The sequence below is a fragment of the Micromonospora sp. C81 genome (assembly GCF_018070425.1).
GTDB lineage: Bacteria > Actinomycetota > Actinomycetes > Mycobacteriales > Micromonosporaceae > Micromonospora > Micromonospora zamorensis.
In genome coordinates this window covers 198,990-211,832 of record NZ_JAGPXS010000010.1, presented here as the reverse complement: position 1 = coordinate 211,832, position 12,843 = coordinate 198,990, and the positions used below count along the sequence as shown (strand labels likewise).

General features: G+C 70.7%; 12 protein-coding genes and 1 pseudogene. 9 read left to right on the top strand and 4 right to left on the bottom strand.

Features of this window, described 5'->3' with window-relative positions; genetic code table 11:
• Positions 1 to 108: 108 nt before the first annotated feature.
• Positions 109 to 2,331, top strand: coding sequence for a hypothetical protein (locus tag KBX46_RS18685; RefSeq protein ID WP_210793440.1), 2,223 nt, complete (start codon positions 109 to 111; stop codon positions 2,329 to 2,331).
• A gap of 2 nt (positions 2,332 to 2,333) precedes the next feature.
• Here the strand turns inward: KBX46_RS18685 and KBX46_RS18680 are convergent, their stop codons facing one another.
• A complete protein-coding gene (locus tag KBX46_RS18680; protein ID WP_308159590.1) occupies positions 2,334 to 3,113 on the bottom strand; it encodes an SDR family oxidoreductase in 780 nt (259 codons plus the stop codon).
• A gap of 96 nt (positions 3,114 to 3,209) precedes the next feature.
• Here KBX46_RS18680 and KBX46_RS18675 point away from each other — a divergent pair, with 96 nt between their 5' ends.
• On the top strand, positions 3,210 to 3,854 hold the full coding sequence (locus KBX46_RS18675; RefSeq protein WP_210793439.1) for a class I SAM-dependent methyltransferase: 645 nt from the start codon (positions 3,210 to 3,212) through the stop codon (positions 3,852 to 3,854).
• Positions 3,855 to 4,030: 176 nt separating this feature from the next.
• Positions 4,031 to 4,798: pseudogene (locus tag KBX46_RS33150) on the top strand (ice-binding family protein); the annotation flags it as partial.
• A 58-nt stretch (positions 4,799 to 4,856) separates the two neighbouring features.
• Here KBX46_RS33150 and KBX46_RS33145 read toward each other — a convergent pair.
• A complete protein-coding gene (locus tag KBX46_RS33145; RefSeq protein WP_308159592.1) occupies positions 4,857 to 5,162 on the bottom strand; it encodes a hypothetical protein in 306 nt (101 codons plus the stop codon).
• A 318-nt stretch (positions 5,163 to 5,480) separates the two neighbouring features.
• On the opposite strand from KBX46_RS33145, the gene KBX46_RS18665 reads away from it, so the two are divergent.
• The gene (locus tag KBX46_RS18665) at positions 5,481 to 6,185 is read left to right on the top strand and encodes a hypothetical protein (protein ID WP_210793437.1); all 705 of its coding nucleotides are present in this window, start codon (positions 5,481 to 5,483) and stop codon (positions 6,183 to 6,185) included.
• Positions 6,186 to 6,237: 52 nt separating this feature from the next.
• On the opposite strand, the gene KBX46_RS18660 is transcribed toward KBX46_RS18665, so the two are convergent.
• A complete protein-coding gene (locus KBX46_RS18660; protein ID WP_210793436.1) occupies positions 6,238 to 6,768 on the bottom strand; it encodes an adenylate kinase in 531 nt (176 codons plus the stop codon).
• 171 nt (positions 6,769 to 6,939) lie between these two features.
• Here KBX46_RS18660 and KBX46_RS18655 point away from each other — a divergent pair, with 171 nt between their 5' ends.
• Positions 6,940 to 8,127 carry an RNA ligase RtcB family protein gene (locus tag KBX46_RS18655; protein ID WP_210793435.1) on the top strand — a complete coding sequence of 396 codons (1,188 nt, stop codon included), beginning with the start codon at positions 6,940 to 6,942 and terminating at the stop codon, positions 8,125 to 8,127.
• Positions 8,124 to 8,759, top strand: coding sequence for a peptide chain release factor H (prfH, locus tag KBX46_RS18650; RefSeq protein WP_210793434.1), 636 nt, complete (start codon positions 8,124 to 8,126; stop codon positions 8,757 to 8,759). The genes KBX46_RS18655 and prfH overlap by 4 nt, the downstream gene beginning before the upstream one ends.
• A gap of 9 nt (positions 8,760 to 8,768) precedes the next feature.
• On the opposite strand, the gene KBX46_RS18645 is transcribed toward prfH, so the two are convergent.
• On the bottom strand, positions 8,769 to 9,671 hold the full coding sequence (locus tag KBX46_RS18645; protein WP_308159588.1) for an alpha/beta hydrolase: 903 nt from the start codon (positions 9,669 to 9,671) through the stop codon (positions 8,769 to 8,771).
• A gap of 229 nt (positions 9,672 to 9,900) precedes the next feature.
• Between KBX46_RS18645 and KBX46_RS18640 the strand changes: the two genes are divergently transcribed.
• From KBX46_RS18640 to KBX46_RS18630, 3 genes are all read left to right on the top strand, one after another.
• Positions 9,901 to 10,731, top strand: coding sequence for a PIG-L family deacetylase (locus KBX46_RS18640; RefSeq protein ID WP_210793433.1), 831 nt, complete (start codon positions 9,901 to 9,903; stop codon positions 10,729 to 10,731).
• A 343-nt stretch (positions 10,732 to 11,074) separates the two neighbouring features.
• Entirely contained in the window at positions 11,075 to 12,268 is a 1,194-nt protein-coding gene (locus tag KBX46_RS18635) for an endo-1,4-beta-xylanase (protein ID WP_210793432.1), read from the top strand.
• A gap of 224 nt (positions 12,269 to 12,492) precedes the next feature.
• Complete coding sequence (locus KBX46_RS18630; protein ID WP_088947102.1) at positions 12,493 to 12,834, top strand: helix-turn-helix transcriptional regulator; 342 nt, start codon at positions 12,493 to 12,495, stop codon at positions 12,832 to 12,834.
• Positions 12,835 to 12,843 lie beyond the last annotated feature (9 nt).

The following is a 12,843-nucleotide window of genomic DNA, read 5'->3' as shown; positions in this document are numbered from 1 at the left end:
GCCAACGGTCACCGACCCGCTCCCGTCAGCTCGTGCGGTTGAGGCAGTCCGAATCGGGTAGACGGGGCCGCCGAGCGCCTCGGGGGGTCGTCGCATGGATCAGCGCGGTTGAGCGGGTCGGACATCCCCCGCGATGTCGTGGAGCTGCGGGTGCACGGCGTCTCGGGCGCCAGCGCCGCACAGGTGCTCGACCTTCAGCAGACGGCGCAGGTCGCGGGTGACCGCAGCGGTGGCTTCTACCGGCCGCGGCCCCGGTGCGAGGACAGCACCGGAGCGCATGGGGTGACGCTGGAGGCGTACCGCTGGGGTGACCTGCCGTCCGGGACCGTGGCCCGCACCCTGGCAGTGGTCTTCCTGCTGCCCTTCATGCTGGTCAACGTCGCGATCTGGATGCGCCCGGCGAACCCTCGCTCCGAGGCGGTGGTCAAGTCGCTGTGCCGGCTGCTGGCGCTCACACTCACCGTGCTGTACGTGCTCGCCATCGCCGGCGTCGCAGTGGACCTGGTCGGCTGGAAATGCCTCTCCTCGCCGCGCTGCCTGGCCGGGCGCAGCTGGTTGTCCTGGCTGAGCGGACGACCGGTCGGACTGCGACTGGCGGTGCTCGCGCTGGTCCCGGCCGCCGCGATCGGCCTGATCTGGCGGATCAGCAACCGCCCGGGTCGAACGTTCGAGGCGTTTCGCGCACCCGATCGGGAGTTCTCCGGGTCGCGGCTCGGCACCGTCGGTCAGTGGGACGCCGAGCCGCTGGTGGGCCGGCTGCGCTCCATCCACGTCGCCGCCGCGTTCGCGACGCTGGACCTCACCCTGCTCCTGGCCCGGGCCGCGAGCGGCGCCACGGCAACCACGATCACGCTGACGGTCGTCACCGCAGTGGTCCTGGTGGTCTGCGCGGTGCTGCTCTGCACGCCACCGTTGATCGACCGGGCCGCCGGGGACCAGCGGCTCGACCGGGTCACCCGTACGCTGCGGACCGCCGCCGTCGTCCTGACCGTCGTCGTCCTGGCTCACCTGGCGACCGGTCCACCGCAGTGGCACGAGGGGCACGGACTGCCCGGCTACGAGACGCACCTGGCCGGGTTGTTCGTCGCACAGACGGCGCTGCTGGCCGCTCTGGGCGTGGTGCTGCTCTGCCGCCGGAATCGCGGCGCCACCCCGCTGTTCGGGCTGGGCGCCCTCGTGGTCGCGGCCACCGGGATCAGCCTGGCGGTGGCCTACTCCGCGGAGTTGGTCTACCGGGTGGCGGACTTCCTCGATCGCGACGTGCCGACCGGGGAGGGCATCGCGACCGGTCCGCCTCGGGCGTACACCTGGGCGATCTACGGCTTTTTCCGGGCCCTGCTGGCCACCCTGATCGTCGCCGGCCTCGTCATCGTGCTCTCCCGGCGCAGTCGGCGCCGAGCCGCGGCGGCGATCGTCGCCCACGACTACCCGGACGCCCCGGCCGAGGCCGGGCCGCGACTGCGGCAGGTCCGGGACGCGATCGCGCGGGCTCGCTTCACCGAGAAACTGGTGCCGCTGGCCGTGCTCTACGGCTGTCTCACCGGACTCGCCACGGCAACCACCACCGTCGGCCTGCTGGGGCAGTTCCCGGCCGACGTCATCGAGCGGAACCTCGGTCTGCCCGCGGACTCGGTCATCTTCGGCATCGCGTTCGGCAGCTGGGTGATCGCGGCGATCATCCTCGGCCTGCTCGTCGGGGGCATCTTCGCCTACCGGACCGTGCCGTTCCGTCGGCACATCGGTGTCCTCTGGGACCTCGGCACCTTCTGGCCTCGGGCCGCCCACCCGTTCGCGCCGCCCTGCTATTCCGAGCGGGCCGTGCCGGAGCTGGCCCGCCGCATCACGTACCTCGTCGAGCGCGGCGACGCGGTGCTGCTCACCGGGCACAGCCACGGCTCGGTCCTGCTCGCCGCGACGGTGCTCCAGTTGCCGCCGCACGTCGGCAGTCGGGTCGCTCTGCTCACCCACGGGTCACCGCTGCGCCGCCTCTACGCGCGGCTCTTCCCCGCGTACGTCGACGACGCGGCGCTGCACGAGATCGGCCACCGGGTTGGTTGGCGGTGGGTGAACCTGTGGAGTGACGCCGACCCCATCGGCGGATGGATCTTCTCGGCTCACCGGCCGCATGCGCCGACCGGCGCCAGCGGCCCGGCCGCCACCGTCGATCGCCGGTATCGCGACCCTCGCGACGTGGTGACGCCGCCCAGCGACAGCCTCCCCCCACCCATCCAGGGACACTGGCCGGGCGAGTCCGACCAGCACTTCACCGAGGTGGTCCGGGAGTTGGTGCAGCGTCTCGGGCGAGCCGATCCGCCAGACACCCCGACGTAGCGTCAGCGACCGCCGGCCGTCCGGGCACGCCAGTCGTCGAGACGCGTACCGGCGATGCGGGCGCCGTCGGTGGGAACGAGGGAGCGTTCGCCCAGCTTGGCGCCGAAGTAGCGGGCGTCGGGGTCGGCCAACACCGAACGAGGGACCTGCCGGGCGGCGAGCATCGACCGGCCCAGTTCGTCGAGACGGAACTGCTCCGGGCCGGCGACCTCGACCACGGCGTTGGTCGGCGCCGCGACCGCGGCCTCGGCCACCGCAGCCGCGACGTCGTCTGCGGCCATCGGCTGGATGAGCACCGGCGCGAGGTGCGCGGTGTCACCGTCCGTGCCAGCGTCGATGATGCCCTGGAGGAACTCGAAGAACTGGGTGGCGTGCACGATCGAGTACGGGGTTCCGGACGCGACGATGAGCTTCTCCTGGGCGACCTTCGCCCGCATGTAACCGCTGTCCGGGATCCGGTCACAACCGACGATGGAGAGCGCGACGTAGTGGCCCACCCCTTCGTCCGACGCGGCGGCGAGGAGAGTCCGGGTGGACGTCTCGAAGAACTCCAGCACGGCCTTGTCCTCGAACGACGGCGAGTTCGACACGTCCACGACGACCTCGGCGCCGGTGAGCACGTCGGCGACTCCCTCGCCGGTCAGTGTGTTCACGCCGGTCTTCGGCGAAGCCGGCACCGCCTCGTGGCCCTGTCCGGCGAGGCTGTCCACGAGCTTGGAACCGATGAGGCCGCTGCCTCCGATGACGACGATCTTCATGGTCGTACCACGTCCTGTCTGCACCTGGTCGAATCGTGCTGCCAACCAGTAAGACGGAAAGCGTGCGCCGATGCAGGACAATCGCGGGAGAACTGTTCCACCCGCTTCCCGGAGGTCGACGTGGCTACGGTGTCCCACCCGGTGTTCGCCCGGGTCTACGAGCGGCTCAGCGTCGCCATGGACCGTGCCGGCACGGCGGAGTTCCGACGGGACCTGGTCGCCGGTCTGTCCGGCCGGGTGATCGAGGTCGGCGCGGGCAACGGGCGGATGTTCTCCCACTACCCGCCGGGGGTGAGCGAAGTCGTCGCTGTCGAGCCGGAACGCCGGCTACGGGCCGCCGCCGAGCGCGCGGCACCGACCGCGCCGGTTCCGATCAATGTCGTCGACGGCCTGGCCGAGAACCTGCCGGCCCGCGACGGCGAGTTTGACGCGGCGGTGGTCGCGTTGGTGTTGTGCACCGTGCCCGATCAGGCGAGCGCGCTGGCCGAGATCGGCCGGACGCTGCGCCCCGGTGGCGAGCTGCGGTTCTTCGAGCACGTCGCCGCGGACGAGGCCAGCAGGCTGCACCGGACCCAGCGGCTGCTCGACGCGACACTGTGGCCGAAGCTGTTCGCCGGCTGCCACACCGGCCGGGACACCATCGCCGCGATCACGGACGCGGGATTCGTGATCGAGGAGTTGCGCCGGTTCCATTTTCCGGCTGGCAGCAACAGCCCGTCCTCGCCCTGCGTACACGGGCGCGCGACCTGGCCGGCAGCCCGATAGTGGAGGCGGCCGACCCGCTGCCCTGAGATCAGGCGGCGCGGGGCCGAGGCGGCACGGGTCGTCGTGGCAGTGGGCCGGGGTGCAAACGCGAGGCCGTCGAACGGGAACGTGAGACCCGATCCTCTTTGTACGGACGACTGCGGTCGATTATTCCGTTTTGCGGGCATTCACTCGGCGTGCGTGATGTGGTGGTCAGCGCCGCTTGTCGGTGCCATATCGGCCGTAACGCGCGCAGGACGCGGCTCACGAGACGCGTTCCCGCGAGTAGTACCCACGGAGGATGTTCTGTGACAGTGAAACCGAGACTCGGCCTACGGCGGCGGGTGGTGGTGCCGGCGCTCGCGGCCGGAGCCGCCGCGACAGTCGCGGCGAGCCTACTGCTCTTCAGCTCGACTGCCGCCAGCGCGCAGGAAGCGCCGGTGAACCTCGGGACGGCGGCGAACTTCTCCGTCCTGGCCGGGGCCGAGCCCACCAACACCGGCTCCAGCTTCCTGGCGCAGAGCCTCGGGCGGTTCCCAGGAAACACCGCGGCCGGCTTCGAAACGGCGACCATCGGCGGCGAGATCCACCTCGGCGACGCGGTCGCTCTCCAGGCCCAGAGCGACCTGACCATCGCCTTCAACGACGCCGCCGGTCGGACCCCGTTTACCAACCTGCCCGCGGAACTCGGCGGCAACACGCTCAACGAAGGGGTCTACCGGATCGGGGCAGCCCAGCTCACCGGACCGTTGACCCTCAACGGGCAGGGCGACCCGTCGGCCGTGTTCATCTTCCAGGTCGACTCCTCATTGACGACGGCGTCGAACAGCAGCGTCGTGTTGATCAACGGCGCTTCGGCCTGCAACGTGTTCTGGAAGATCGGCAGCTCGGCGACGATCGGCACGGGGACAACCTTCGTCGGCACCATCATGGCGCAGGCGGCGATCACGATGGCCACGGGCGCGACCCTCCAGGGCCGCGCGCTGGCACGAACCGAGGCGGTCACCCTCGACACCAACGTCATCAGCGCACCGGTGTGTGCGGGACCGACCGGTCCGCCCGGACCAACTGGCCCCGCCGGCCCGTCCGGCCCGCCCGGTAGCCCCGGAGCACCCGGCAGCCCCGGAGCACCCGGCTCTCCTGGCGCGCCCGGCAGCCCCGGCGCACCCGGTAGCCCAGGAGCACCCGGCAGTCCCGGTGCACCGGGAGCGCCTGGCAGCCCTGGAGCACCTGGAGCACCCGGCAGCCCTGGGGCACCCGGTAGCCCTGGAGCCCCGGGTAGCCCTGGAGCGCCGGGCAGCCCTGGAGCGCCGGGCAGCCCTGGAGCACCCGGCAGCCCTGGAGCGCCTGGAAGCCCCGGAGCGCCGGGCAGCCCTGGTGGCAAGGGCCCCATCCTGCCGGTGACAGGCGGCAGTGTGGTCCCGGCCATGACGGGCGTTGGAAGTGTGATGGTCGTGCTGGGCGCGTTCGCGTTCTTCCTCGCGCGGCGTCGACGTCAGGAGTCCTGATCGGTGGTCCGGCCGGTGAACTGCCGGCCGGACCACTCCAGGCACTCTCCATTCTGCGCTGACGCCGGCGGTGCAGCCCAGCCGGCAGCCATCCATGGTTGATCTTGACGGGCATCCTGCGATGAATCATCGTGATCAGATGACGTCGCGGGTGTGGCTGCACAGGGACAAGGACTTCCGCCCGGGCGTGGAACTCTTCCGTAGCGACCGGCACTTCTCACTGTGGTCGTACTCGGCGACCCACGGGCAATTGCTCTTGCGGGCGGATCAGCTGCCCGGAGTCGAGGGCCGACTGCCCACGACCATCGAGGTGCTGTTCAGCCCAGTCGAGGCGATGCGGATGCAGAGCGACTACCGAGGTCTCGTCCTCCGCTGCGCCACCGAGGACGAGGCCGCGCGGGTCGCGCGGGACACCTCCCACCACAGCCCCGAAAACGCGCGCGTGCTCATCCTTGAGAGCGAAGGTGTGACCGGGTACGTGGTGACTCTCGGCGTCGGGTGGAGCGAGGGCGTGCTGTCGTACCTGGAGCCGTCACTCTTCAACACCTTCAGCCGATACGACCCCATCTGGCCGACCAAGCCGCTCTCCGGCGTCGGCGGCGAGCTCGACATCGCCTCGCCACAGGAGGTCGCCGAGGCGTTCCTGGCCGGACTCCCCGAGGGCGTACGCAGGCCGCGACGGCACACCGTGCACCTGCTCACCGCGAGCATCGAGGAGGACGGCCGCCGAAGCCGCCACAACGTCGGTGTCTTCCTCACGGAGGCGGACGCCGAGGAGGCCAAGAGGTTGGTCGAGGCACACACAGCGACCTGCTGGGTCGAACCTCTCCCGGTGGTTTTCTAGGGTCCGCCGACGGTCTGTGGCTGGCTGTCGTTGGTCGAGGGCGGGCGCGGCTTCAGTTGCGGGGCAGGCCGGCCAGCCAGTCGTCCAGTTCCGCCGGGGAGCGCAGCAACACCACGGGCGGCACGGAAGCGTCGCTCCGCCAGGCCCGCATCCGCCGTCGCGTCCGACCGAACGCGGTGGCGTGCCACAGCAGGATCGAGTCCCCGGACAGCACACTGCCCAACGACTCACGGTTGCCGTTGCAGATCTCCTCACCCGTCACCACCCGGCGCACGGTGCGCCGCAGCAGCTGCCAGAACGAGCGCCACCGTGGATAGTCCAGGCCGACCACCAGGTCGGCACGGGCCAGCGGAACGTCTCGCCAGCCGTGGTAGGCCCCGTCGATGATCCAGCGGTCCCGTCGGCAGACCTCCTCGATCCGGCCGCGCTGCTGGGCGACGGGCACCTCGACCCAGCCCGGCTGCCAGACCAGGTCGTCCACCGGATACCAGGGCAGCCCGAGGTGGTCGGCCAACCGCGCCGCGAGGGTGGACTTGCCGGAGCCGTACACGCCGTAGATCAGGATGCGACGCGGTGCGCTCATCGCGGCAGCGTACGACGTGAAGGAAAAAATCGTTTGTCGTACCCGGCGCGCTCGGCGAGAGTGGCGTCCATGACGTACTGACGGACTCCCTCCCCCGCTCCGCCCCCGGTGACGCCTCCCGGCGGCGTGACGTCGTCCGTTTCCACCTTCTCAACGAGAAGTGAGTACCCCTTGTCTGAGCACCACCCCCCTCGGATTTCCACGCCCTCCCCCACCTGCGCCTCGGTCACGGTGTTCGCGTCGGCCGCGAGTTGGATCGAATCAGCTGCGCTCGCGCAGTGTCAGCAGGTGGCCGCCCTCGACGGCATGGTCCACGTTGCCGCGATGCCGGACCTGCACCCGGGCAAGGGCGCCCCCATCGGCGCGGCCATGGCGTCGACGGTGCTGTACCCGTTCCTGGTCGGATCGGACATCGGCTGCGGCATCGCCGTGTTCCCCATCAAGCTCAAGCGGGCCGTACCGGAGCGGCTGGCCTCCCGGTTCCCCGACCTCGACCGCGCCCTGGACCCGGAGCGGGACGCCGACGACCCGGCCTGGACCGTCGTTCAGGGCGACGTCCCGGCCGGTCACCTCGACGGCCTGGGGACCGTCGGCCGAGGCAACCACTTCGTCGAGCTGGCCCGTGTCGGCGCCGTCCTCGACCCGGGTCACGCGAGTCGGCTCGGGCTCGACGCCGGCGATCTCGTGCTGGTCGTACACAGTGGTTCGCGCGGTCTGGGCGAGCGGATCCTGCGGGCGCACACGGAGGCCCACGGCGCCGGTGCCGCCCCAGACCCCGCCGCCTACCTGGCGCGGCACGACGACGCTGTGCGCTGGGGTTCGCTCAACCGCCGGGTGCTGGCGGCCCGGGTCGCGTACGCGTTGGGGGCCGAGCCCACCGACCCGATCGTCGACCAGTGCCACAACCTGGTCGAGATCCGCGACGGGGTGTACCTGCATCGCAAGGGTGCGGCGCCGGGTGACGGCCGCGACGTCCTCGTCGCCGGGACGCGGGGGACGGCGTCCTACCTGGTGGCCGCCCACGCAGGGCCGGAGGCCAACCACTCCGTGGCGCACGGCGCCGGCCGCAAGATGTCACGCGCCGACGCGCTGCGCCGGGGCCGCGCCAAGCACACGGTCGAGGAGCTGCGCCGCACACCGGTGGGCTCGCTGGTGGTGTGCGGCGACCGTCAACTGCTCTTCGAGGAGGCGCCCACCGCCTACAAGCGCATCGAGCAGGTGATCGCCGACCTCGTCGAGCACCAGCTCGCCACGCCGGTGGTCACCACGATTCCCCTGGTCACCTACAAGACGCCCGACCTCGGGTCCACGGCGCGGTCCGACCGGCGGGGCCACCGCGGCAGGCGAGGCGGGTCGTGAGCACGCTCCTGCTGCTGTCCGCCGGACGCGGGCCGCGGGAATGCGCCTGGGCGCTGACCCAGCTCCTGCACCGCCTCAACACCGACGGCAGCCGGCGAGGTCTGACCATCCGGCAGGTCAAGGCCGTGCCCGGTGACCGGGCCGGCACCTACCGGTCGGTGCTCATCGAGATCTCCGGCGCCGACGCGGAGACGTTCGCCGGGTCGTGGACCGGGACACTCTGCTGGCAGGCCCCCAGCCCCTACCGGACGAACGTCGGTCGGAAGAACTGGTACGTCACCGCCCAGCCGCCCCGCCTCGACGCCGCGCCGACGACGTTCTCGGAGGCGGATGTCGATATCGTCGCCTGTCGCACCGGCGGGCCCGGCGGTCAGCACCGCAACAAGGCCAGCACGGCGGTGCGGGCGACGCACCGTCCGTCGGGCATCGTCGTGGTGGTGGACGAGGAGCGGCAGTTCAGCCTCAACCGCCGGATCGCCCTGCAACTGCTGCGGCACCGCATCGAGCAGGGCGACGAGACAGCGCGGCGTGCCGTCACGACCGCGCGGTGGCGCATCCACGACGATCTGGTACGCGGCGACCCCGTGCGGGTGGAACGTCCGGAGCCGCAGCGTCCGGGCCGCCGCGGCTGACGCGCCGGGTCAGACCTCCAGCACCGCGTCCGCGAATGCCTGCGGGGCCTCCTGCGGCAGGTTGTGCCCGACACCGCCGCCGATGGTCCGGTGCTCGTAGCGCCCGGAGAACTGCTTGCCGTAGACGCTGGGCTCCAGGTGCGGTGCGCCATTGGCATCCCCCTCCAGGGAGATGCTGGGCACGGTGATCTTCGGTTTCGCGGCCAGGCGCTGCTCCACCTCGTCGTACTGCGGCTCGCCGGCGGCGAGGGCCAAGCGCCACCGGTAGTTGTGGATGACGATGTCGACGTGGTCGGGGTTGTCGAGCGCCGCCGCGCTGCGGTCGAACGTCGCGTCGTCGAACATCCACTGGGGGGATGCGGTGTGCCAGATCAGCTTGGCGAAGTCGCGCCGGTTCCTGTCGTAGCCTTCCCGGCCGCGCTCGGTGGCGAAGTAGTACTGGTACCACCAGGCAAGTTCCGCCTTCGGCGGCAGCGGCACCTTGCCCGATTCCTGGCCGTCGATCAGGTAGCCGCTCACCGAGACCAGACCCCGGCAGCGCTCGGGCCACAGCGCGGCCACGACGTCCGCCGTACGCGCACCCCAGTCGAACCCGGCCAGCTTCGCGGTGTCGATGTGCAGGGCGTCCATGAGGGCGATGAGGTCGAGCCCCATGGCCGCCGGTTCGCCGTTGCGCATGGTGTCGTCGGAGAGGAAGCGGGTGGTGCCGTAGCCGCGCAGGTACGGGACGACGACCCGGTGGCCGGCGTTGGTGAGCAGCGGTACGACGTCGACGAAGCTGTGGATGTCGTACGGCCAGCCGTGCAGGAGGATCACCGCGGGCGCGTCCGGCGGCCCGGCGTCCACGTAGCCCACGTTCAGGACCCCGGCGTCGACCTGTTTCACCTCGGCGAACGACCCCGCACCGGCCACCGCGATCGACCTCTCCCCGCGTCCCGAACTGCTCCGACCTGCTGGCCCTGCCGAATGTAGGGGCCGGTGACGGGCCTGATGGCGCTTTGCGGCAAGGACCGCTGCACGGACGCCGAGCTGGGTATGATGCCGGCCCGAAGTCAGCCGGACGCCTGCCACGAACGCGGGACGCGAACCGGACGACGGTGGAGGTCGTGGGGCCGTCGGGGGATGACCGTAGGGTGAGTGCATGGCTGAGCGACCTCTGACCCTGATGGCGGTGCACGCCCACCCCGACGACGAGGCGACGAGCACCGGTGGCGTGCTGGCCCGCTACGCCGCGGAGGGCATCACGACGGTGCTGGTGACCTGCACCGACGGGCGGTGCGGCGACGGCCCCGGCGGGGTCAAGCCGGGCGACCCGGGGCACGACCCGGCCGCTGTCGTGGCGATGCGCCAGGCCGAGTTGGAGGCCAGCTGCGCGGTGCTGAAGGTGAGCCGCCTGGAGACCCTCGGTTACGCCGACTCGGGGATGATGGGCTGGCCGACCAACGACCAGCCCGGCGCGTTCTGGACGACGCCGGTCGCGGAGGCCGCGGGTCGGCTCGCGGAGCTGATCCGGCAGCACCAGCCGGACGTCATCGTCACGTACGACGAGAACGGTTTCTACGGCCACCCGGACCACATCCAGGCGCACCGGATCACCATGGCCGCCGTCGAGATGACCGACAGCCCGGCGAAGGTCTACTGGACCACCGTGCCGCGTACGGCGTTCGAGCAGTTCGGCCGGATCATGCAGGAGCTCGGCGTGGAGTGGTCCGAGCCGGACCCGGCGGCGGAGCCGATGCCGCAGCTCGGTCTGCCCGACGACGAGATCAGCACCTGGGTCGACACGAGCAGCTACGGCGGGCAGAAGTTCGACGCGCTGGCCACCCATGCCAGTCAGACCGAGAACATCTTCTTCCTGCAACTGGGCCGCGAGCGGTTCACCGAGCTGATGGGTGTCGAGACGTTCGTGCGGGTCCGGGACCGGACCGGCGCGCCCATCCCCGAGGACGACCTCTTCGCCGGTCTGCGCTGACCGCGCGGGTCAGCTCCCGTAACGCCACCAGGCATCGTCGGCCACCCGGTCGACGGTGCCTCGTTGCGTGGCAACAGCACGCTCACCGGCCTCCGAAAGTTTCGCCGACACACCAGGCGATCCCCCCGCAGGTCATATGACGAATTTCCGGAAGTTTTCAGCGTTGACGCCCGGACATAGACGGCCTTAACGTTTCGAGCAGGTTTCCGGTCACCGACCGGAACTACCGGCCCCTCGCCCGGACCAGGGCGCTCGATTCCGAACCCCGCTCCCCACCCGCCCACACCGGACCCGCACCTTCTTGATCGACACGTGTCGATCAAGGGTCTGGAAAGGAAGGCACATGAAGCTGAGACAGTGGACGACCGTCGCCGTGGTCGCCGTCGCGACCGTCGCGGCGTTGAACACGGTGCCGGCCACCGCGAGCCGGCCCTACGACCCCACGGCGCAGAGCCTCGGCGCCCTCGGTCTGCGCCACGGCCTCCACGTCGGCACCGCGGTCAACATGGATGCCCTCAACGACGCCGGTGACCCGCAGTACCGCGCGCTGGCCTCCTCCGAGTTCACCTCGGTCACCGCCGAGAACGTGATGAAGTGGGAGGTCCTGGAGCCCACCCGCGGCACCTACAACTGGGCGGCGGCCGACCAACTGGTCGAGTTCGCCAAGCGCAACCGGCAGAGCGTGCGCGGCCACGTGCTGGTCTGGCACAACCAACTGCCCGCCTGGCTGACCGCCGGTGTCGCCGACGGCTCCATCAGCAAGCAGGAGCTGCGCGAGATTCTGCGCAAGCACATCACCACCGTCGTCAACCGTTACAAGGGCAAGATCTGGCAGTGGGACGTGGTCAACGAGGCGGTCAGCGACCCGTGGGACACCCCGTCGACCCTGCACTACAAGGGCTTCTGGGCGCAGAACCTCGGGCCCGGCTACATCGCCGACTCGTTCCGCTGGGCGCGGGCCGCCGACCCGAAGGCCCTGCTGTTCTACAACGACTACAACATCGAGGCGTTCGGCTCCGGCAACCCGGCGGACGACAAGACCCAGTTCGTCTACGACATGACCAAGGGGCTGCGCGCACAGGGTGTCCCGATCGACGGCGTCGGCTCCCAGGGCCACCTGGGCACGCAGTACGGCAACTTCGACACCCTTCAGGTGACCGCCGCGCTGAAGAAGTTCAGCGGGCTCGGCGTCGCCACCGCGTTCACCGAGGTCGACGTCCGTAGTCAGATGACGGCAGGTGTCCAGGCCGGCAACTCGGAGGAGATCAACCCTCGGCTCCAGGCGTCGGCCGCCAACTTCAGCGTGCTGATGAAGGCGTGCCTCGCGGTGCGCAGCTGCCTGTCGTACACGGTCTGGGGTTTCAGCGACAGGTACTCCTGGGTGCCGGACTGGTTCGACGACCCGCCGGAGGGCCTGGCCACCATCTACGACGAGAACTACCAACCCAAGCGGGCGTACCAGGAACTGAAGTCGGACCTGATCCTCGCTGGACCGCCGTACGTCCTGCCGCGCAGCACGCCCAGGCCCCGCCGCTGACCCGCGGGCCCGGCTGATCCGACGGCACGTATGCCGGCGTAGGGCCGTGTGGGGCGCGGCGGAGCCCCACACGGCCCGTACGTCACCACGGACGTCGAGGTTCGACTCACGTTCGGACGTACCGGGCGGCCATCCGGACGCCATCGGAGGACTGGTGCCGGTTCTACCGGCTTATTGATGGTGTTGGTGTCACTATGGCAGGCGTGGGAACTGCGAAAACTGCCATGCCTGCGATCTCGCCGCTCACCGGCGACCCGATCAAGCGGGCCGATGCCGAGCGGCTTGCGGGGGTGCTGAAGGCCTTCGCCGATCCGGCGCGACTCCGGCTGCTCAGCCTGATCCAGTCCGCCCCGGAGGGTGAAGCGTCCGTCAGCGACCTCACCGCGGCGCTCAACCTCTCCCAGCCGACAGTGAGTCATCACCTGCGGATCCTCACCGAGGCTGGCCTACTCGAGCGGGACAAGCGCGGGGTCTGGGCGTACTACCGCCTGGTGCCCGCCGCGATCGCGCAGATCGCCGATCTGCTGACGCCGCCTCGAAAGCGGGCCACGAAGAAGGCCCGCTGACCCGGCGGC

What these genes read in the sequence shown, in the direction of transcription:
- KBX46_RS18665 (WP_210793437.1), top strand. Translation starts at nt 5,481, where the DNA reads ATGACGTCGCGGGTGTGGCTGCACAGGGACAAGGACTTCCGCCCGGGC.
- KBX46_RS18630 (WP_088947102.1), top strand. Translation starts at nt 12,493, where the DNA reads ATGCCTGCGATCTCGCCGCTCACCGGCGACCCGATCAAGCGGGCCGAT.
- KBX46_RS18635 (WP_210793432.1), top strand. Translation starts at nt 11,075, where the DNA reads ATGAAGCTGAGACAGTGGACGACCGTCGCCGTGGTCGCCGTCGCGACC.
- KBX46_RS18660 (WP_210793436.1), bottom strand. Translation starts at nt 6,768, where the DNA reads ATGAGCGCACCGCGTCGCATCCTGATCTACGGCGTGTACGGCTCCGGC.
- KBX46_RS18640 (WP_210793433.1), top strand. Translation starts at nt 9,901, where the DNA reads ATGGCTGAGCGACCTCTGACCCTGATGGCGGTGCACGCCCACCCCGAC.